The sequence below is a fragment of the Levilactobacillus brevis ATCC 14869 = DSM 20054 genome (genome assembly GCF_001433855.1).
In the GTDB taxonomy this organism is placed as follows: Bacteria; Bacillota; Bacilli; order Lactobacillales; family Lactobacillaceae; genus Levilactobacillus; species Levilactobacillus brevis.
The window spans coordinates 259,273-279,373 of record NZ_AZCP01000001.1; the positions used below are offsets into that span (position 1 = coordinate 259,273).

At 43.4% G+C, this 20,101-nt stretch carries 19 protein-coding genes; 15 read left to right on the top strand and 4 right to left on the bottom strand.

Going from position 1 to position 20,101, the window contains the following annotated elements; translation table 11 throughout:
* Window positions 1-3: 3 nt before the first annotated feature.
* The 14 genes from truB (at window position 4) to FC61_RS01520 (ending at window position 15,621) form a co-directional block, all read left to right on the top strand.
* On the top strand, window positions 4-915 hold the full coding sequence (gene truB, locus FC61_RS01460) for a tRNA pseudouridine(55) synthase TruB (protein ID WP_021741172.1): 912 nt from the start codon (window positions 4-6) through the stop codon (window positions 913-915).
* A gap of 20 nt (window positions 916-935) precedes the next feature.
* Window positions 936-1,883, top strand: a complete 948-nt coding sequence (gene ribF, locus FC61_RS01465; RefSeq protein ID WP_021741173.1) for a riboflavin biosynthesis protein RibF — start codon at window positions 936-938, stop codon at window positions 1,881-1,883.
* A gap of 250 nt (window positions 1,884-2,133) precedes the next feature.
* Complete coding sequence (gene hrcA, locus FC61_RS01470) at window positions 2,134-3,171, top strand: heat-inducible transcriptional repressor HrcA (RefSeq protein WP_011668006.1); 1,038 nt, start codon at window positions 2,134-2,136, stop codon at window positions 3,169-3,171.
* A gap of 20 nt (window positions 3,172-3,191) precedes the next feature.
* Window positions 3,192-3,776 carry a nucleotide exchange factor GrpE gene (gene grpE / locus FC61_RS01475; RefSeq protein ID WP_021741174.1) on the top strand — a complete coding sequence of 195 codons (585 nt, stop codon included), beginning with the start codon at window positions 3,192-3,194 and terminating at the stop codon, window positions 3,774-3,776.
* Window positions 3,777-3,815: 39 nt separating this feature from the next.
* Entirely contained in the window at window positions 3,816-5,675 is a 1,860-nt protein-coding gene (dnaK, locus tag FC61_RS01480) for a molecular chaperone DnaK (protein ID WP_011668004.1), read from the top strand.
* A 117-nt stretch (window positions 5,676-5,792) separates the two neighbouring features.
* Window positions 5,793-6,941 (top strand): molecular chaperone DnaJ, encoded by a 1,149-nt coding sequence (gene dnaJ / locus FC61_RS01485; protein ID WP_021741175.1) that lies wholly within the window; start codon window positions 5,793-5,795, stop codon window positions 6,939-6,941.
* A 301-nt stretch (window positions 6,942-7,242) separates the two neighbouring features.
* Complete coding sequence (locus FC61_RS01490) at window positions 7,243-7,392, top strand: teichoic acid D-Ala incorporation-associated protein DltX (protein WP_011668002.1); 150 nt, start codon at window positions 7,243-7,245, stop codon at window positions 7,390-7,392.
* Window positions 7,393-7,431: 39 nt separating this feature from the next.
* A complete protein-coding gene (dltA, locus tag FC61_RS01495; RefSeq protein WP_021741176.1) occupies window positions 7,432-8,958 on the top strand; it encodes a D-alanine--poly(phosphoribitol) ligase subunit DltA in 1,527 nt (508 codons plus the stop codon).
* The gene (dltB, locus tag FC61_RS01500) at window positions 8,958-10,166 is read left to right on the top strand and encodes a D-alanyl-lipoteichoic acid biosynthesis protein DltB (protein ID WP_011668000.1); all 1,209 of its coding nucleotides are present in this window, start codon (window positions 8,958-8,960) and stop codon (window positions 10,164-10,166) included. The genes dltA and dltB overlap by 1 nt, the downstream gene beginning before the upstream one ends.
* 37 nt (window positions 10,167-10,203) lie before the next feature.
* Window positions 10,204-10,437: a D-alanine--poly(phosphoribitol) ligase subunit DltC gene (gene dltC, locus FC61_RS01505; RefSeq protein WP_011667999.1), complete on the top strand. Its 234-nt coding sequence runs from the start codon at window positions 10,204-10,206 to the stop codon at window positions 10,435-10,437.
* A 3-nt stretch (window positions 10,438-10,440) separates the two neighbouring features.
* On the top strand, window positions 10,441-11,730 hold the full coding sequence (gene dltD / locus FC61_RS01510; RefSeq protein ID WP_021741177.1) for a D-alanyl-lipoteichoic acid biosynthesis protein DltD: 1,290 nt from the start codon (window positions 10,441-10,443) through the stop codon (window positions 11,728-11,730).
* A gap of 180 nt (window positions 11,731-11,910) precedes the next feature.
* A complete protein-coding gene (gene lepA, locus FC61_RS01515; protein WP_011667997.1) occupies window positions 11,911-13,743 on the top strand; it encodes a translation elongation factor 4 in 1,833 nt (610 codons plus the stop codon).
* 1,043 nt (window positions 13,744-14,786) lie between these two features.
* Window positions 14,787-14,885, top strand: a complete 99-nt coding sequence (locus FC61_RS12590; RefSeq protein WP_169720523.1) for an LPXTG cell wall anchor domain-containing protein — start codon at window positions 14,787-14,789, stop codon at window positions 14,883-14,885.
* Between the two features lie 526 nt (window positions 14,886-15,411).
* The gene (locus FC61_RS01520) at window positions 15,412-15,621 is read left to right on the top strand and encodes a DUF3923 family protein (protein ID WP_021741179.1); all 210 of its coding nucleotides are present in this window, start codon (window positions 15,412-15,414) and stop codon (window positions 15,619-15,621) included.
* 42 nt (window positions 15,622-15,663) lie between these two features.
* Here the strand turns inward: FC61_RS01520 and FC61_RS01525 are convergent, their stop codons facing one another.
* A complete protein-coding gene (locus tag FC61_RS01525) occupies window positions 15,664-16,023 on the bottom strand; it encodes a hypothetical protein (RefSeq protein ID WP_035464230.1) in 360 nt (119 codons plus the stop codon).
* Between the two features lie 609 nt (window positions 16,024-16,632).
* Between FC61_RS01525 and FC61_RS01530 the strand changes: the two genes are divergently transcribed.
* Complete coding sequence (locus FC61_RS01530; protein WP_035464232.1) at window positions 16,633-17,814, top strand: SAM-dependent methyltransferase; 1,182 nt, start codon at window positions 16,633-16,635, stop codon at window positions 17,812-17,814.
* Window positions 17,815-18,304: 490 nt separating this feature from the next.
* On the opposite strand, the gene FC61_RS01535 is transcribed toward FC61_RS01530, so the two are convergent.
* From FC61_RS01535 to mscL, 3 genes are all read right to left on the bottom strand, one after another.
* Window positions 18,305-18,556 (bottom strand): hypothetical protein, encoded by a 252-nt coding sequence (locus tag FC61_RS01535; protein WP_011667495.1) that lies wholly within the window; start codon window positions 18,554-18,556, stop codon window positions 18,305-18,307.
* Window positions 18,557-19,052: 496 nt separating this feature from the next.
* Window positions 19,053-19,415, bottom strand: a complete 363-nt coding sequence (locus FC61_RS01540) for a hypothetical protein (RefSeq protein ID WP_015473808.1) — start codon at window positions 19,413-19,415, stop codon at window positions 19,053-19,055.
* Between the two features lie 221 nt (window positions 19,416-19,636).
* Window positions 19,637-20,020 carry a large-conductance mechanosensitive channel protein MscL gene (gene mscL / locus FC61_RS01545; RefSeq protein WP_021741182.1) on the bottom strand — a complete coding sequence of 128 codons (384 nt, stop codon included), beginning with the start codon at window positions 20,018-20,020 and terminating at the stop codon, window positions 19,637-19,639.
* Window positions 20,021-20,101 lie beyond the last annotated feature (81 nt).

The following is a 20,101-nucleotide window of genomic DNA, read 5'->3' on the forward strand; positions in this document are numbered from 1 at the left end:
AAAATGAACGGGATTATTCCGTTGTACAAAGAGCGAGGACTTACCAGCTTCGATTGTGTCGCAAAATTGCGTCACATCTTGCAGACTAAAAAGGTTGGTCATAGTGGGACCCTCGATCCAAGTGTGGATGGGGTGTTGCCCATTTGCATTGGTTCGGCAACGAAAGTGGTGCCGTATTTGATGGCGTCCGGTAAGGTGTATCGCGGGTCAGTCACACTAGGATTGGCCACGACAACTGAGGACTTGGATGGTGACGTGATCGAGCGACAGCCACTTGAACGGCCGTTCACTGCTGATCAGGTGGCTGCGGCTGCCCAAGCACTGACGGGAACAATTCAACAAACACCGCCCATGTATTCTGCAGTGAAAGTGAATGGACGTAAATTGTACGAGTATGCGCGTGCTGGTGAAACGGTCGAGCGACCAACCCGTACGATTACGGTGGATCGATTCGACCTGCAAGGCGCCGGAACCTTCGATGCAACAGCGGGGACCCAAACGATTGATTTTGAAATCGCCTGTTCTAAGGGGACCTATGTCCGGACACTAGCGGTGGACCTTGGCCAGCAATTAGGCGTGCCAGCCGTCATGGCTACTTTGACGCGTCTAAAAAGTGGTGGCTTTACTTTGTCACAGACGGTCACGTTGGCCGACGTTGAAGCCGCAATGGCTGATGACCAGATTGAACGTATTTTGCGGCCGATTGACTACGCCTTGCAAGACTATCCCCATGTTGCCCTTGATGAGCACTTGTGGGCACTCGTGAAAAATGGGGTCTTTTTATCAGCGGCGGAGTTAAATCAGGCCACGGAACCAGAATTGGCCTTAACTTATCAAGGTGAAACCAAGTGTTTGTACCGCTGGTCAGATGAGAAAAAGCAGTATCGACCATTAAAAATGTTTGCGGTGAATTAAACTGAGGAGAGAAATTCTTTATGGACGTTATTCGTATACACCATCCCTTAGATGCCCGGCGGATTCCAGATGAACCTGTCGTATTGGCGATGGGCTTCTTTGATGGGGTTCACCGGGGGCATCAAGCGGTGATTGCGCGAGCCAAGGCGTTGGCGCAAGAAAGACAGGCTAAACTGGCAGTGTTAACTTACGATCATCATCCAGCCTTGGTCTATCGGCCATTGGAAGCAGATGATCGAAAATATTTAAGTACCCCAACCAGAAAGCTCCAACAGTTGGAACGATTAGGGGTTGAACGGGTCTTTTTAGTGAACTATACGGGTGAATTCGCGTCGCAGTCGCCACAAGAGTTCGTTGATCATTATTTAGTGGCCTTCCATACGGTGGTTGCTGTCGCTGGTTTTGATCACACCTATGGTAAGAAAGATGTGGCGACGATGGACCGCTTAGCTGATTATGCTAAGGGCCGTTTCACGGTCGAAACGGTGGCTCAAGAAGCCCAAGATCAGCAAAAAATAAGTTCAACGCGGATCAGGCAGGCAATGAAGCAAGGCGACATTGATCTGGCTAATCAGTTACTGGGTTATCCTTATCGTTCAACGGGCGTGGTCGTTCATGGCGAGGCGCGTGGCAGGACGATTGGCTATCCCACGGCTAATATTTTAACGCCAGAGAATCAATGGCTACCGGGAATTGGAATTTATACCGCACGGCTAAAGGTGGGCGCTATTTGGTACCCAGGGATGGTCTCAATTGGTCGCAACGTGACCTTTGGGGATGGTCGGCCGGTTACGGTAGAGATGAATCTGCTAGACTTTCAAGGGAACCTATATGGCGAACCAGTGGAAGTTGAGTGGCAGCATCGTTTACGCGGCGAAATAAAATTCGCTGATGCCGACGAGCTAGTTGACCAATTACAGCAAGACGAACGGGAAACGCGTGCGTATTTTCAGCGGTTAACGCAATAAGCTTAGGTGGGTCTGGGACAAAAGTCTCAGACCCTTTTGCGTTTTCAAATATCTGGTGGTGAATAGCTAAGTGCCTTTTGCCCTACGCTTATTTGTTATTGAATAACGGTTTTAACGAAGAAATTAGCACTTAATTACGTTGATTGCTAAAAATTCTGTTAGATTTCTTGACTTCAAAACGCGGTTTTGCTACATTATATATGTGTCTTAGCACTTGTATTGTTTGAGTGCTAAAAAAGGGGTGATTGTGATGCTTTCAGATAGACAGATGATGATTCTGCGAGCGGTTGTCCGCGACTTTACGAACACGGGAGTGCCAGTTGGGTCAAAGGCATTAGCTAAGCAGTTACCCATCCACGTAAGCTCAGCAACGATTCGCAACGAGATGGCGGCCCTAGAAGAGCAAGGCCTCATAAAAAAGACCCACTCGTCTTCCGGACGGATTCCGTCGGTTGAGGGGTATCGCTATTACGTTGATCATTTAGTTAAGCCAGATCCTTTGCGACCCAACGATATTGATGTGATTCAGTCATCGTTAGGCGGCGATTTTCATAAAATTGATGAGATCATTTCGCAGTCCGCGACAATCCTGTCGAACTTGACGAGCTATACGGCGTTCACGTTGAAGCCGGAGCTTAAGGATAGCCGTTTGAGTGGCTTTCGGTTAGTGCCATTGGGCAAGCGGCAAGTGATGGCTATCTTGGTTACCGATAGTGGTGATGTTGAGAACCAAACATTTGACGTGAGCGAAGCGGTATCGGGTGATCAGCTTGAAGCCGTAGTACGTTTAATCAATGACCAGTTGGTCGGACTGACGTTACCGGAAGTCTTACAAAAGCTGCGAACGGATATCCCAATGAAAATTACTAACTATATGCAAAGCCCCGCTGGTTTTCTCGATATTTTCGGGGATGTCTTGACCCGGGCCGCGCAAGAGCGATTTTATGTTGGTGGTCGACTGAATTTATTGAATTTCTCGCAGGATAGTGACGTTGATTCACTAAAATCGTTGTATTCACTGATCGACAAGACCGATGATATTGCAAACGTGTTGGGTCAACCAAGTGATAATATTTCCGTACAGATTGGTAACGAGATGACGAATGATGCGCTACGCAATTTCAGTTTGATTACCGCCACCTATGACGTTGATCAACATGGTAAGGGCATGATTGCCATTCTCGGGCCAACGCGAATGCCATATTCGCGGATGTTGGGAATTGTTGGTGCGTTTCGTGAAGAACTCGCGAAAAAATTACTGGATTATTACCGGTACTATGACGAGTAAAGAAAGGGAGGGTTTTTATCGTGGCTGAAGAACAACAACCATCCACAGATGATGAAACTGCGGCAAAGTCCGCCACAACGAAGCAAGCGTCACCTAAAGCTGAGACAGATCAATCGGCAACTCAGCCGGTTGAAGACCAGCCAACCGCAACGCCTGAAGAAGTCGCTGCTTTAGAGAAAAAGGCAGCTGACTTTGAGGATAAGTACCTGCGGGCGGAAGCAGAGGTTCAAAATATGCAAGCACGCTTCCAAAAGGAACAGGCGACGTTGATCAAGTATGATGGTCAACAACTGGCTAAGGACGTGCTCCCCGTCATTGATAATTTGGAACGGGCGTTAGCTGTTGAGGCGAGTGATGACGTTGCCGCACAGATCAAGAAGGGGGTTCAGATGACTTATGACCATCTGGAAGATGCCCTGAAGCGTAACCATGTGACGGAAATTGCGGCGTTAGGTCAGACCTTTGATCCAACGTTACATCAAGCCGTTCAATCCGTTCCAGCAGAGGATGGTCAAGCTGCTGAAACCGTGGTGAATGTCCTACAAAAAGGCTACCAGCTAAAGGATCGGGTTTTACGGCCAGCCATGGTGGTTGTCGCACAATAACTTATTCAAACCAAAAACTAAAAAAAGAGGGAATTTTTGATGGCAAGTAACAAGATTATCGGAATTGACTTAGGAACGACTAACTCAGCCGTTGCCGTTCTTGAAGGTAGTACCCCAAAGATTATTGCAAATAAGGAAGGCGCTCGGACGACGCCATCCGTTGTCGCTTTTAAAGACGGCGAAACGCAAGTTGGTGAAGTTGCTAAGCGTCAAGCTATTACCAACCCGAACACGATTTCATCCATCAAGAGTCACATGGGTGAAGCCGGCTACAAGGTGAGTGTTGATGGCAAGGATTACACGCCACAACAAGTATCAGCCATGATCTTACAACACTTGAAGGCATTTGCTGAAGATTATATTGGGGATACAGTTGAAAAGGCCGTTATCACGGTACCCGCTTACTTTAACGATGCGCAACGTCAAGCAACTAAAGATGCTGGTAAAATTGCCGGTTTAAGCGTTGAACGGATCATCAACGAACCAACGGCCGCTGCTTTGGCTTATGGCCTGGACAAGCAAGACAAGGACGAAAAAGTCTTAGTTTATGACCTTGGTGGTGGGACCTTTGACGTTTCTGTTTTGGAATTAGGTGATGGGGTCTTTGATGTTCTCTCAACCAACGGTGATACGCACTTAGGTGGGGATGACTTTGACCAAAAGATCATGGACTGGTTAGTCGCTGGTTTCAAAGAAGAAAATGGCGTTGACTTATCTAAAGATAAGATGGCATTACAACGATTGAAGGATGCTGCTGAAAAGGCTAAGAAGGATCTCTCTGGGGTTACTGAAGCACAAATCAGCTTGCCATTTATTTCTGCCGGTGAAAATGGACCACTGCATTTGGAAAAGAGTTTGAGTCGGGCAAAGTTCAACGAATTGACGGCTGACCTGGTTGAAAAGACCCGGATTCCTGTTCAAAATGCGTTGAAGGATGCTGACTTACAAGCTAGTGATATTGATGTTGTGATCTTAAACGGTGGTTCTACTCGGATTCCAGCCGTTCAAGAAGCTGTTAAGAGCTGGACAGGTAAGGAACCTAACCATTCTATCAACCCTGATGAAGCCGTTGCCTTAGGTGCTGCCGTTCAAGGTGGGGTGATCACTGGTGATGTGAAGGACGTTGTCCTATTGGATGTTACGCCATTGTCCTTGGGGATTGAAACCATGGGTGGTGTCTTTACTAAGTTAATCGATCGCAACACGACGATTCCAACTAGCAAGTCACAAGTCTTCAGTACGGCTGCTGATAACCAACCAGCTGTTGATATTCACGTCTTACAAGGTGAACGGCCAATGGCTGCTGACAACAAGACGTTAGGTAACTTCCAGTTGACTGACATTCCAGCTGCTCCTCGTGGTGTTCCTCAAATCCAAGTGACGTTTGACATCGATAAAAACGGGATCGTAAATGTTTCTGCTAAGGACATGGGGACGAACAAGGAACAAAAGATTACCATCAAGAGTTCCGACGGCCTATCCGATGAAGAAATTGAAAAGATGATGAACGAAGCTAAGGAAAACGAAGAAGCCGACAAGAAGCGTAAGGAAGAAGTCGATACCAAGAACGAAGTCGACCAATTGCTCTTCCAGACCGACAAGACGTTGAAGGACGTTAAGGGTAAGGTTTCTGATGACGAAATCAAGAAGGCCGAAGATGCACGTGATGCCTTGAAGAAGGCCCAAGAAGCTAACAACTTGGACGACATGAAGGCTAAGAAGGATGATTTGACGAAGATTATCCAAGACCTTTCCGTCAAGCTTTACCAACAAGCCCAAAGCGAAGCCGGTGACGGTAACGCTGCTGGTGCCGATGGGGCGACAGCGGACGCTGATAAGAAAGATGATAATACCGTTGATGGTGACTTCCACGAAGTTAACGACGACGATAAGAAGTAAAAGCCGATAAGATGCGGCTTGGCAAAAAGTCAGAGTCCGTGGGGCTTTGGCTTTTTGTTTCGAGTATGCTATTCTTATGAGTAGCAAAAAACAGCGGTATGGATTGGGAGGAAAAAGATGGCGCAAAGTGACTTATATGGCGTATTAGGTGTCGCAAAGGATGCCAGCCAAGATGAAATCAAAAAAGCCTATCGGAAATTGTCAAAGAAGTATCATCCGGACTTAAACAAAGCCCCCGATGCGGCGGAAAAGTTCAAAGAAGTTCAGGACGCCTATGACGTTTTGGGCGATGAACAAAAACGGGCCAACTATGATCAATACGGATCAGCAGATGGCGCGCAAGGTGGTTTTGGCGGCTTCGGCGGCGGTCAACAAGGTGGCTTCGGCGGCTTTGGTGGCGGCGGTGGTTTCGACGACATCTTCAACCAATTCTTTGGTGGTGGCGGTGGTCAACGAAATCCAAATGCGCCGCGGCCTGGTCGTGACTTGCAGTATCAGATGGATTTGACCTTTGAAGAAGCCATTTTTGGTAAGAAGACTAAAATTAAATATAACCGAGAAGCACAGTGTCACACGTGTGGTGGCAATGGTGCTAAGCCAGGGACGTCACCCGTGACGTGTCACCAATGTGGTGGGTCAGGTTATGTGACGACCGAAACCAACACTCCATTAGGACGGATGCGTAGCCAACAGCCATGTCCTGTTTGTCATGGAACGGGTCAAGAGATTAAAGAAAAGTGCCCAACCTGTGGCGGCTCCGGACATGAAGAGGAACGGCATGAAGTTGAAGTCACGATTCCAGCCGGAGTGGATGATGGTCAACAAATGCGGCTGCAAGGTCAAGGTGAGGCTGGCCAAAATGGCGGTGGTTACGGTGATCTATTCATTATCTTCGAAGTTCAGCCAAGCAAGGATTTCCGGCGTGATGGCACAGAAATTTACTTTGACCAAGACATTTCGTTTGTCCAAGCAACCTTGGGTGACGATGTGACAGTCAAGACGGTTCATGGTGACGTTAAGTTAAAGGTCCCCGCTGGGACTCAAGGCGGGACAACCTTCCGTCTTCGCGGTAAAGGGGCACCACGGCTGCGCGGTAACGGCAATGGTGATGAACATGTGACAATTAAGGTTGTGACGCCTAAAAACCTTAATAAAGGTCAACGTGATGCCTTACGTGACTTTGCGAAGGCTAGTGGCGAAAGTGTCACAGGCAGTGGCAAAGGAAATTTATTTAACAAAATGCGCGACAAATTTAATGAAAACTAGGATTCGAGTTTTAGTGGGTTCGTAGTTGATATATCAAGGCTGCTGAGTATTTTCAGCAGCCTTTTTTGTGGCTAATAATTAAGGGGATAACTTAAGAATGAAAAGAAAGCGTTAAGGTTGAGTGGCGTTGTTTGCAATCATGTTTTGTCAATGATAATCTCAACTTATAGGGAATGTGGCGGGGGCCACAATTCTCCACTTGACTAAAACGATTCGTCGGGGAATAATTAGTTCTAGTCGGGTTTGGACGGACGTCGGTTTCGGGGACGAATGAACCGGCAAACTTTGGGGGTGAATTTTCATGAAAACAAAGTGGCTGGCGATTTGGCATCAACCGGTCGTCGCATTTGTTGGCTGGACCATCTTCTATTTTGTTATCTTGATGGCACTGGTTTATTTATACGGTTATAGTGGCTTAAATAATTCGACGTTTATTTACACCGAATTTTAGGATAGCAATGACCGTGATACTTTTTGGGGGGGATAGACAATGATTGATAATATGATTCAAGCAATGGATCACTGGGCCGTAACGGAACCAAATCGATTAGCTTATGATGATTTGGGACACACGAATACGTACGGAGAGTTAAAACAACGTTCTGACGCGTTAGCAGCGCATCTGGATCACATGCAGTTACCAGCTGGGTCGCCGATTATGGTTTTTGGTGGTCAGACCTTTGATATGATGGTGACCTTCCTAGGCGTTGTTAAGAGCGGTCACGCTTATGTACCAATTGATACACACTCGCCACTAGAGCGGGTAACCACGATTAACGAGATTGCCCAACCGGCAGCCGCAATTGGGGTTGCCGACTTGCCCACGACTTTAGGGAACACACCGATTATTACGGCAGCAGATCTGCAGCAGATTTGGGCAACACCAGTAGCTTATGACGTGACCCATGCCGTTCAGGGAGATGAGACGTATTACATCATCTTCACGTCGGGAACTACCGGAAAACCTAAGGGCGTTCAAATTTCGCATAATAACTTATTGAGTTACGTGAATTGGATGCTGAGTGATGATTTCGCGTTGCCCACAGCTGCTCGAACTTTATCACAAGCACCATATTCTTTTGACCTGTCTGTAATGGACTGGGGACCAACATTGGCTTCTGGTGGTACGTTAGTGGCCCTACCTAAGACGGTGACGGATAATTTCAAACAGTTGTTTGAAACACTGCCTACTATGGATTTAAATGTTTGGGTCTCGACACCATCCTTTATGGATATTTGCTTACTTGAACCAACATTTGACGGGGAACATTATCCAGAACTGACGCGCTTCTTATTCTGTGGTGAAGAACTGACTCATGCAACGGCTTCGGCATTGCATCAGCGGTTCCCAGCAGCACGAATTTTCAATACCTATGGCCCAACTGAAACTACGGTTGCGGTTACTCAGGTTGAAATTACGGCTCAACTGTTACAGGATTATCCACGATTACCAATTGGCTATGTCAAAGCAGACACAACCATTCAGGTTGTGGATGAGCAATTACAACCTGTTCCAGCGGGTAGTGAAGGCGAATTGTTAATTAGTGGGCCGTCAATGTCCAAGGGTTACCTGAACAATCCAGAAAAGACGGCTAAGGCTTTTGTCACGCTGAATGGTCATCAGGTGTATCGGTCAGGTGACTTAGGGGTGCAATTGCCTAACGGCTTGATCATGTACCGTGGCCGGACAGATTTTCAAATTAAACTTCACGGTTACCGCATCGAGTTAGAGGAAGTTAACCACTACCTGTCACAAGAGGACCACATTCAAGTAGGGGTTGCCGTTCCACGGTATGATCGCAACCACAAGGTCAGCCAACTGATTGCTTGGGTGGTGCCAAATGCGCAAACGTTTAGCAGTGAATTGGCTTTAACCAAGGCGATTAAGGACAATTTACAGGGCGGCGACATGATGGAATATATGATTCCACAACGCTTTGTTTACAAGGATAGCTTACCGATGACCCCCAACGGCAAGGTTGATATTAAATCTATTATTGCTGAGGTTAATCAGTAATGCTGTCATTTGAACCATACGGCAACCCAACTTATTTCGCCTTGTTGGGTGTGGCACTATTGCCGTTGATGATTGGTCTCTTGTACGGTAAGCGGTCGCGGCTATATGAGACACTCATTTCTATCTTCTTCTTAGTCCTGACCTTTGGTGGTCCGAAGTGGACCCAAGGAGTTGCCCTGATTGTTTACGTCTTGTATGAAGTGGCTTTGACCTGGGGGTACGCCGTTTATCGTAAACAGAAGAACTCTGGACCGGTTTTCTACCTGTTGGTCATTTTGGCTATTATCCCGTTGACGCTGGTAAAAGTTACGCCGGCGGTTGAGAATGGTCAGGGATCATTGATTGGATTTATGGGGATTAGCTACCTGACATTTCGGGCAGTTCAAACGATTATGGAGACTCGCGATGGTAGCTTAAAGAACTACCAGGTTATGACTTTCCTACAGTTTATGCTGTTCTTCCCAACAATTTCTTCTGGGCCGATTGATCGTTATCGACGGTTTGAACACGATTATCGAACTGTACCAGATCGAGAAAAGTATTTAGGCATGGTCCAAAAGGGAATTCGTTACATTTTCGTGGGCTTCTTGTATAAGTTTATTATCGCGTATTACTTGGGAACCCTGTTAATGCCCAAACTGTTACTCATGGCAATGCATTCACGAGGCGGCTTCTTGGATTTATCGTGGCCAGTCTTGGGATACATGTACGCGTGGAGTGCGGATCTATACTTTGATTTTGCCGGCTACTCACTGTTTGCTGTCGGCACCTCGTATATCATGGGGATTGAAACACCGATGAACTTCAAACAGCCATGGCGTTCGCCAAACATCAAGGATTTCTGGAATCGGTGGCACATTACGCTATCATTTTGGTTCCGAGACTTTATCTACATGCGCTTAGTCTTTTGGTTCATGAAGCATAAGGTGTTCAAGAGTCCAACGACGACGGCAAATGTTACGTATATTATTAACATGTTGGTCATGGGTTTTTGGCACGGTGTAACGTGGTACTACATTGCCTACGGGCTGTTCCATGGGTGTGCCTTAGTTATTAACGATGCCTGGTTACGGTACAAGAAGAAACATCGGGAGAGTATCCCGCATAATTGGTTGACGCAAGGATTTGCCATCTTTTTGACGGCTAATCTGGTCTGCTTTAGTTTCTTACTCTTTTCCGGGTTATTTAACACATTGTGGTTTAAGTAAAAATTAGAGAAACATATTTCAGAGGGGGATATATATTATGGATATCAAAGCAAGTGTTTTAGCAATTTTAAACGATTTAACGGGGAACGATGTTAGTGGTGCTATGGACGACAATTTATTTGACAGTGGACTATTAGACTCAATGGGGTCCGTGCAACTGTTATTGCAATTACAAAGCGAATTAGGGATTGATGTGCCAGTTTCTGAATTTGAGCGGTCAGAGTGGGACACGCCCAACAAGATCATCGCGAAAGTCGAAAGTCTGGCCTAGCCGATGACCAAGCGACTACTACGGATCTTTGGTCCGTTAATTCTCGCGGCGATTTTAGTTTTTGCGGTGTTGGCAATGCCGATGAAGTTAGGTTTTAGCCATGTGAGTGCTGAGCGTGAACGTCAAGCAGCAGTTTCATTGTCGCCAAACGTCTTGCGTGGTAAGCATATCAAGCAGGAAGCCTTAAAAGACGGTTATGTGCCGTTCTTTGGCTCATCAGAATGGTCTCGAATTGACCCGATGCATCCGTCTGTGTTGGCCAAGAAGTATCACCGATCTTACCGACCGTTCTTGTTAGGGGCTCGTGGTTCGCAGTCATTAACCCAATACTTTGTGATGCAAAACATTCAAAACGAACTACGAAATAAAAAGGCGGTCTTTGTGATCTCGCCACAATGGTTCGTCAAGGATGGGACGCGAAAGGATGCCTTTGGGTTCTACTATTCACAGTTGCAGACGACTGAATGGTTGACGCATTTCCGACGGGATGCCATTGACCGGTACGCGGCTAAGCGCTTGTTACAAATGCCAGTGGCTAAGTCAGATCACTTTATCTATGCAGCCTTGCAACGAGTTGCGGCTGGTAAAAAGCTGACGGACTTCCAACGCTTCTATTTGCAAACCCGTAAAAATATGTTGACGCAAGAGGATCAATTCTTCTCTGGCATCGATTTACCGTCGCAGAATCTAAATCGGGTGAACCAACAAGCCAAGCAGTTACCCACTCATTATTCATACTCGGCGTTGGATTCACTTGGTGGACGATTAGGAAAAGCGGCTACTAATGATAATCACTTCCAGATTAGTAATAAGTTCTATCATCAAGGCCTGGAAAAGGAACTGAAGACGGGGCACTTGAAGAACTTCCAGAAACATCTGTCCTATACAGAATCACCTGAATTTGCAGATTTTCAATTATGTTTGGATCAGTTTGCCCGACTCAATACGAACGTGTTATTTATCATTCCACCAGTCAATGCGCGGTGGCAAAAGTACACGGGCTTGTCGGCGACGATGCTCAAACAATTTGACCAAAAGATTCATTACCAGTTACAGTCACAAGGGTTCAACAATATTGTTGACTTGAGTGATAAGGGGAACGTCCCGTACTTTATGACGGATACGATTCACCTAGGCTGGCGTGGGTGGTTAGCAGTCGATCGGCGGGTTAACCCGTTCTTATCGAAACAGCAACCACAACCGCATTACACGATGAATGACAAGTTTTATTCAACAACCTGGCAACAGTTACCACCAAGTCAGTTAGCACAATATCAACAAACGAATAAGTAACTAACTAGCCGCTACGCCACCACTATCTGATGACGTAGCGGTTTTGCGTATGGTCAAATGGACGCCAGATTTTAGGTAAATGGCGCTAGTCAAAGGATTGGGGACACACATGGGTATCAAAAAAATAGAAATCTTGGTATAATTGTCGAGACATGGCGTTTAAGAAAGTAGGAAATCAACATGGATCTTGAAAAATTAAAAAACCACCAAAAGTACATCCGGAATTTTTCCATCGTGGCGCATATTGACCATGGGAAATCGACATTAGCGGATCGGATTTTGGAATTAACAGATACAATCTCCAAACGCGATATGCAAGATCAAGTGTTGGACGATATGGACCTCGAACGTGAACGCGGAATCACGATTAAGCTCAATGCGGTTGAGTTGACGTATCACGCTAAGGATGGACATGATTACGAATTTCATTTAATCGACACACCGGGGCACGTGGACTTTTCTTATGAAGTGTCACGGAGCCTAGCAGCCTGTGAGGGTGCGGTATTAGTCGTTGATGCAGCGCAAGGGGTTGAAGCCCAAACGTTGGCTAACGTCTATTTAGCGCTTGACGATGACTTGGAAATTGTACCGGTCATCAATAAAATTGATTTACCCGCGGCCGATCCGGATAAGGTGAAGAATGAAATTGAAGAGGTGATCGGCTTAGATGCCTCCGATGCAGTTTTAGCGAGTGCCAAGCAGGGAATTGGGATTCCAGAACTTTTGGAACAGATTGTGACGAAGATTCCAGCACCTGCGGGCGATTTAGCGGCACCATTGAAGGCGTTAGTATTTGATTCTGTTTATGATGATTATCGAGGAGTAGTGTTAAGCATCCGGCTGTTTGAAGGAACGGTCAAACCCGGAGATAAGATTCGGCTAATGAATAGTGGTAGTGAGTATGAAGTCACAGAGGTGGGCGTTAACTCACCTAAGCCAATTGCTCGAGACTACCTAATTGCCGGGGATGTTGGTTATATCACGGCTAGTATCAAGGACATTACGGATACACGAGTTGGGGATACGGTGACGAGTGCGGATCAGCCCGCGGATAAGGCACTCCCTGGGTACCGGGAAATGAGTCCCATGGTATATGCTGGTCTGTATCCTACTGACAATGCGAAGCTCAATGATTTGCGTGAGGCATTGGAAAAGTTACAGTTAAATGATGCAGCATTAGAGTTTGAGCCTGAGTCATCACAGGCGTTAGGTTTTGGTTTTCGGTGTGGATTCTTGGGGATGCTCCATATGGACGTTATCCAAGAACGACTGGAACGAGAATTTAATTTAGACCTGATTACCACGGCGCCGTCGGTAACGTACCATGCTTACCTAACCGATGGGACGATGAAAGAGGTTGAAAACCCTGCCGAAATGCCAGAGGCGTCCGCGATTAAACGAATTGAAGAGCCAATCGTCAAGGCGACAATCATGGCACCGAATGACTATGTTGGTGCGGTGATGGACCTGTGCCAACACCGACGGGGACAGTTCTTGACGATGGAGTACCTGGATGATTATCGGGTGAATATTATCTATAACATGCCACTGTCGGAAATCATTTTTGATTTCTTTGATAAACTGAAATCCAATACGCGGGGGTATGCGTCATTAGATTATGAAATGAACGGATATCAAGGCGCTGATTTGGTCAAGATTGATATCCTGTTGAATGGTGACAAGGTGGACGCATTGAGCTTCATTGCGCACCGGACGTTCGCACCAGCACGGGGCCGAGAGATTGCTTCACGGTTAAAGAAGATCATTCCTCGACAAAACTTTGAAATTCCAGTTCAAGCAGCCATTGGGGCTAAGATTATTGCCCGGACGACGATTAAGGCTTATCGTAAGGACGTAACGGCTCATCTGTATGGTGGGGATCGTACGCGGCGAATGAAGTTGCTAGAAAAACAAAAAGCCGGTAAGAAACGAATGAAGGCAGTCGGGAAAGTGGATATTCCGCAAGAAGCGTTCATGGCTGTTTTACAAACCGACGAAGACGAAACTAAGTAAGAAACGTTGTTATATCAATGCTAAGGTCTGGTTATGGTTGGTAAATTATCACCTGAAACCGGACCTTTTTCTGTTTTCCCACATTCTTCCCACGACGGTTTCCACTTGTGGGAAGAATCACGCTTATTCTGGCATATTGATTAGGCATTATGGGAAGTCTTCGAAAGTGTATTGTCAAAGATGTTAGCAGTCTCACGCTGCTTCTCCTTTGTTGCATGGACATAGGCATCCATAATTGAAATACACAAGCATATGCTCTTTGAGCGAGTTAAAGAAAAGCCCAGTTAAGAACTGAACTTGGTTACTACTTGTTAGGTTCTTGAGGGTCTGCTGGGAATGAATAAAGGTATTTTTTTAGCATACTGTCTGCGCTGTTTACTTTTCCAAAAGTTAGTTTGTTTATGAGCATCCTGATCATTAATAAAAGGTGCTGATGGATTTAGAATGACGGTTCCAGTTATACTATCGGAAATAAAAAGTTATCTTACGATGTATCTTACAGTTCGGAACAAAATACTCTTGAATTCAAGCTTAATCAAGCAAAGTCGTCTCGGCAACTAAAACATGATGATATTGCGGGTAAGAGCATTAGAGTGGGAAATACCTATCGCAATGTGACTGTGAGGGTAAATGATCCAAATGATATGAGTTATACAGAAAAATTTTATAGTGAATATCTTGAGAATCATCCTTATGAATTAAATTTACCGTGGATAATTAGTATACGTAACTTGCCGACATTTCAAATTCAAGCTTTCGTCTCAAACGGCCAGCTCTTTGAACAGCAGTCTCTATCGATCTTTCCGTCTACAGTGATCTTTAACCAGATAATATTCGATTCAGGCCTAACATCAGACCCAACACCTAAACCAGATAATAAACCCTCTGTGAAGCCAACCTCCAGAAAAAAGGAACCCCTCAGAAGAGAATTACACGTAGGCAAGGAATTAAAAAATATCAGATGTTTAAAGAGGCTGTGTCTGTAAAGAGAAGCAGTCAGTTATCAATAACTACAGATAAAAAACAAAGCAGCGAGAGCCATGATGCAATTGCCACAAACTAGTAACAGTACAGGATTAGCTGTAACTGTTTTGGGATTACTACTACTCATAACAGCTCTGGTGATCAAAAAGAAAGGGTAAATCGGAGTTTTGTGTATGAGACTATTAAATTTTTGATTGGCAAAATTACATCAAAGATGTAAGACAAAAAGCACTTACCTTGTAATGAGGCGAGTGCTTTTTGTACAGCTAGCTATTATAATGAAATATAAAATTATTAGCCCTATATATTAGGAGCTATCGATGTTTTTCACACCGTTTGCTGTGACAATTACACTTTTATTGTCTTTGTAGAGATTAATAAAGCTCGGTGTAATATCACCTAGAGAAAAATAGCCAAAAATTGTAATTTTGATGAAAAGAACAAAAGTAAGAAAAGCGTCAATCAAGTCACTCATCTCATAGCAAGGTGTGTGGCTTTTTGTTGAGATGTTGAGTTAAGGTACACATAAATGTTACCATTATAGTAATTGATCCAAGTCTATCAATCAAAAAACTACTAGATATGAGTGCTTCCCCAAAAAGAAAAGTGCTCTATCTAGTGGCTTTTGTGTAAATAATCAATTTTTTCAAGTAAGCGTATAATGCTAAATATAGGAGAGGCAAAATGAAAAAAACATGGATGATTGTTTCAATTGTAGAAATTTTTGTTTTTGTATTGCTATCAATTTTTATTTTTACGAGAAAAGTAGATGGATCTGGGCTAGTTCAAACGCCAGAAGTTAAAATGATAACATGGTATGTTTTGGATGTTCCGTTTGTCCTTTTGGTAATTGTGCAAGTTGTTTGGGGGATCATCATTAAGAAACAAAGATAGTTTGCCATAAAAAGTGCATTTCGAATGCATCATCTAGGAACACTAATTTACTGATGTTTTTGAAAAGCCATCCTTAAGCCAGCGAAGTATTAAAAGCACTAAAACAAACCAAGCACCAGAGAGATTAAAATGTGTAATACAAATTATACCAAAGATGGTTAAAGGCATTAGTACATATGTGACCACCGTCGGAGTTGTTCTATTCGATTCAGAAAGTGAGGGGTGCTTATTTCTCAAAGGAACTTCTAATTTGATATAGTAAATGTAATATAAAATAGCTAAGATAATAGCATAACACACCAATATGTTAATAGAAGAAATATAAGAAGCTGTGCCAAAAAATAATGCAAGTGGCATCAATTCTGAAGAGTTTGTTAGCGCATACTTGTAATCAAATTTCATTATAATCCCCCCTAAACTAAGTATAGCATTCGAAGATAATTCTGAAGACTAAAAAAGAACAACACCACATTGAAATTGTCCTTATTTTAGGTATTGTTTGTCTTCACGAGTACCCACTATTTAGTCGCAAATCGGGTGGCCACTTTTCACCGACAAAACCAGTATAAATGATGGTTAGTTGAGTGTGCACCTGAATCCGCTTGATTAGTGATTCCAGATAGACAAGAGTGTCTGTTTCCATAGTATGTAGGGTGGGAGCTACTACATATATTAAGCGAATTGAACGTGTTAGAGTAACAGTTGAAAACCTTGTTAATTTGATAGTGTATGTACATACTGGACAACTGTTTAAAGTTAGCATTAACTAATACATTTATCGGCACTGCCTCTTTATCTAGACCTGTTTTGCCGTAAAGATTTAATCTCTGAATGTATTATCTGTGAACACTGTTTTAACAATGTCTAGAAACCAACAAGCTTTTAATAGAATCTTCTTGCCTTGAAATATATTCTGCTGATGAAACTAAATGAATTTGTCTTAAGAAATTATTTTGTACTAAATATAGTAAGCGTTAAAATTAAACCTAATATGATTTAGGGGGCTATATGATGTTAGAAAAAATGGCATACAAAGAACTATTGAGTCATGCGTTTGACATTCCTATTTCAGTTACTTATTGGGATGGTTCAATTGCCACATATGGTGAGGGAACTCCAAATATTGCAATAACGTTTAAGAAAGAAATTTCGCTTAAATCAATGACATCTGAGCCAACTCTTGTGTTAGCAGAGGCTTATATGAATGGCGAAATTGAAATTGATGGCAGTATACAAGAATTAATTACATCTGCTTTTCGAACCGACCATAGTTTTTTAACCAACAATCCCTTCTTGAAACATTTACCAAGTATTTCTCACTCAGAAAAAAATAGCGAACGAGATATTCAGAAGCATTATGATATTGGGAATGAGTTTTATCGGTTATGGTTGGATAAAACCATGACTTACTCATGCGCTTATTTTGAACATGATAACGATACTCTCGAAGAAGCACAATTAAATAAGGACCGACACATTATTCATAAGTTGAACCCTGAATCTGGGAAACGGTTGTTGGATATTGGCAGTGGATGGGGCACTTTACTATTTATGGCTGCTGAGGAATTTGGACTCAATGCGACGGGAGTAACCTTAAGTCAAGAGCAGTATGATTATACGCAGGAGCAAATTAAGGCTCGTCACCTTGAAAGCAAGGTTTCTGTGTTACTTGAAGATTATCGTGAAGTGGATGATAAGTATGATTACGTTACTTCCGTTGGAATGTTTGAGCATGTGGGGAAAGAAAATTTAGGACTATACTTTAATAAAGTTAAAGACTTGTTGAAGCCTAATGGGCGAGCTTTAATTCATGGAATTACAGGTCAGCATGAAGGAGCCGGCGTTGACCCATTTTTGAATAAATACATCTTCCATGGTGGGTATATTCCCAATGTTGCCGAAAATTTACGGCACGTTATGAATTCAGGGTTACAATTGACAGATCTAGAAACTTTACGTCGGCACTATCAAAGAACATTGGAAATTTGGTATAGCAATTACAATGGTGTTATTGATCAAGTAAGAGAAAAGTATGGAGTCCCATTCTCTAGAATGTGGTCGCTATACCTCCAAGCTTGTGCAGGGGCATTTGAATCGGGAAACATTGATGTTATGCAATACTTACTTACAAATGCTCCAAGTGGAACTGGCCTACCAATGACACGTCAATATGTTTATCAGAACGAAGTATAGTGAAATTGTTATTGATAAACCAATGGTGGCGATCTGAAACCGTAGGAATATAAACGCAGTATCGATAACACCTCCTTAGACTAGTTCAGACCAGTATGGAGTAGCAGGGAATTTATTAAGAAACAGGAAGCACTCATGGCCGTTTTATGAACCGACGAAGACGAAGCCAAGTAATGGTACAGAATGGAATAGTGCTTTTAACAGAATTAGGTACCAATATAAAAGAGGTTCAGGTGCGTGTCCTCGACGCACCTGAACCTCTTTTATATTAGCTCTATTATCTAGAATCAAAGCCAAGATAATAATTATAATTGCCCAGACAAAGCATCTGAGTTTATCATCACTCCATCCACCTTATTTGTGGATCGAGCCCGTCACTTGCTCTCCTTCATAAGTTCCTCATGACTAGGTAGTCAGCTTTTAATGTCATCAGGTCTGAACGTATGCTTCTCCCCGGAGTCGAACCGAGAAAAAGTACCAGATAGAAGCTTTATTCAAAGTGGCACTTAGTGTACCCATGCTTTTTTGCCCAGCGCAATGTAACATGTTTCTTGTAGGAGGCACGTTTCAACCCGCGACAATGCTTGGAATAGTGATACTTCATACCATGTTTAGGCGCAATCCACACATAGGTGGTTTTTGCATGAGCAACGGTGGCATTCGGAACAACGGGGACTGTACCACCCATGAATAGGGTGAAGCTCAAAGCAATGATTGTGATGTTCTTTTTAATATTTTTCATAAAATCCTCCTGTATTTAGTTGTTGTGTGTATCTGAAATAGTCACGATCGATTAACTAATTTTTGACACGATTCACTTTGGGTAGACTAAAAAGATAAAATATGTATATAAAAAGTAAACGAAAAAAATATTTTGTGATCTTCAAATTAGGCAATATAACTATTCTATATTAAATTTATCGTTGAATGCAACTAGTGTTTTTAACCAATTCTTAAAAAATGCCGTATGATGTAAAGATGATTTCGTGAAATCAGTTAGAGAAGCATAAAAAGAGCCATTCAAGCGATGGCTTAAATGGCTTAAACAGAAATGTTTCATTAACGCTGTTCTCGTCGAGAATTGTGGATACGTTGTAGAATCAAAACAATTGATAACACATTCATCAATAGGCTGGAGAAGTTTAAAAGACGGGTGAGTTTATTCATTGTTAAGACCTCCTGTATTTATACTAAAAGTGTACCGAAATCGATGAGCAATTGCGAATGTTGTGCTTGGGTTACTCTCGTTCAGCGTCTTCAGCCAATTCTAGCCAAATCGTCAGGGGTGAGGGGATATAGTCCGGCCAATTTTCCATTTTCTTGGCACAACGTTCCAAAAGGTGGCTCTTACCTTTAAGTGCCAAATCCTCAAAGATCGTCAGGGCCTGGGTATTATCTTCTAAGTCAACTTTGAGTGTCGCAGCATTGTGACGCCATTCTTCAATTAAATCTTGATAAATGACGATGCGACGCGCCTGAAGAATGGTGTAATCAACGCCTTCAACGTGGAGCTGTTTAACAAAACGGTCATATTCATTGAATACAGCTGTCTGAGCACGTTGCCAGTCAGTTTCTGTAAAATCACGTTCCTCTTCTTTCATTCTGATGACCTCTAATTCCCATCTCCAATAACATGATTTGTTATTTAAGATATTCCTAATTTGTTAAAGCATCTTGTCACAGTATAGCATTTTCAAAGGGAATGGTAAGGGGAACTTTGTGGTGAGTGATGGCAAAAATTAATCAGTGCTAGTTTAATATGTCAAGAATTCAATAGCCATCACGTAAAAAAAGACGCTCCACCACCGGGAACGTCTCTGAACTAATGTTCAGTTTTATCTTGTTTCAATAATTCCACAATTTCTTGCAAGTATTTTTCTTCTTGAGATGGGACGACTTCTTCAGGTTCTTCCGCCGGTTTGACGATTAGCTTATTGATCAGTTTGATGAGTAGGAAAACAACGAACGCAATAATTAAGAAATTAATCACTGAGTTGATGAAGGCACCATAGCGGAAATGCGCGCTGCCCACGGTAAAGACCAAATTAGAAAAATCAATGCTGCCGACAAAGATCCCCAGTAATGGGTTAATGATGTTTGTGACTAAGGAATTAACAATGGCAGTAAACGCAGCCCCAACAATTACCCCAACAGCCAGATCCATGACATTGCCCCGGGCAATGAACTCTTTAAATTCTTTTAACACAAGTATTATCCTCCTTAAGTAAAATATTAACTATCCTCTATTCTCAACGATTTTCTTATAAAATGCAATCGAAACGCTAAA

What these genes read in the sequence shown, in the direction of transcription:
- truB (WP_021741172.1), top strand. Translation starts at nt 4, where the DNA reads ATGAACGGGATTATTCCGTTGTACAAAGAGCGAGGACTTACCAGCTTC.
- ribF (WP_021741173.1), top strand. Translation starts at nt 936, where the DNA reads ATGGACGTTATTCGTATACACCATCCCTTAGATGCCCGGCGGATTCCA.
- hrcA (WP_011668006.1), top strand. Translation starts at nt 2,134, where the DNA reads ATGCTTTCAGATAGACAGATGATGATTCTGCGAGCGGTTGTCCGCGAC.
- dnaK (WP_011668004.1), top strand. Translation starts at nt 3,816, where the DNA reads ATGGCAAGTAACAAGATTATCGGAATTGACTTAGGAACGACTAACTCA.
- dnaJ (WP_021741175.1), top strand. Translation starts at nt 5,793, where the DNA reads ATGGCGCAAAGTGACTTATATGGCGTATTAGGTGTCGCAAAGGATGCC.
- FC61_RS01490 (WP_011668002.1), top strand. Translation starts at nt 7,243, where the DNA reads ATGAAAACAAAGTGGCTGGCGATTTGGCATCAACCGGTCGTCGCATTT.
- dltA (WP_021741176.1), top strand. Translation starts at nt 7,432, where the DNA reads ATGATTGATAATATGATTCAAGCAATGGATCACTGGGCCGTAACGGAA.
- dltB (WP_011668000.1), top strand. Translation starts at nt 8,958, where the DNA reads ATGCTGTCATTTGAACCATACGGCAACCCAACTTATTTCGCCTTGTTG.
- dltC (WP_011667999.1), top strand. Translation starts at nt 10,204, where the DNA reads ATGGATATCAAAGCAAGTGTTTTAGCAATTTTAAACGATTTAACGGGG.
- dltD (WP_021741177.1), top strand. Translation starts at nt 10,441, where the DNA reads ATGACCAAGCGACTACTACGGATCTTTGGTCCGTTAATTCTCGCGGCG.
- lepA (WP_011667997.1), top strand. Translation starts at nt 11,911, where the DNA reads ATGGATCTTGAAAAATTAAAAAACCACCAAAAGTACATCCGGAATTTT.
- FC61_RS12590 (WP_169720523.1), top strand. Translation starts at nt 14,787, where the DNA reads ATGCAATTGCCACAAACTAGTAACAGTACAGGATTAGCTGTAACTGTT.
- FC61_RS01520 (WP_021741179.1), top strand. Translation starts at nt 15,412, where the DNA reads ATGAAAAAAACATGGATGATTGTTTCAATTGTAGAAATTTTTGTTTTT.
- FC61_RS01525 (WP_035464230.1), bottom strand. Translation starts at nt 16,023, where the DNA reads ATGAAATTTGATTACAAGTATGCGCTAACAAACTCTTCAGAATTGATG.
- FC61_RS01530 (WP_035464232.1), top strand. Translation starts at nt 16,633, where the DNA reads ATGTTAGAAAAAATGGCATACAAAGAACTATTGAGTCATGCGTTTGAC.
- FC61_RS01535 (WP_011667495.1), bottom strand. Translation starts at nt 18,556, where the DNA reads ATGAAAAATATTAAAAAGAACATCACAATCATTGCTTTGAGCTTCACC.
- FC61_RS01540 (WP_015473808.1), bottom strand. Translation starts at nt 19,415, where the DNA reads ATGAAAGAAGAGGAACGTGATTTTACAGAAACTGACTGGCAACGTGCT.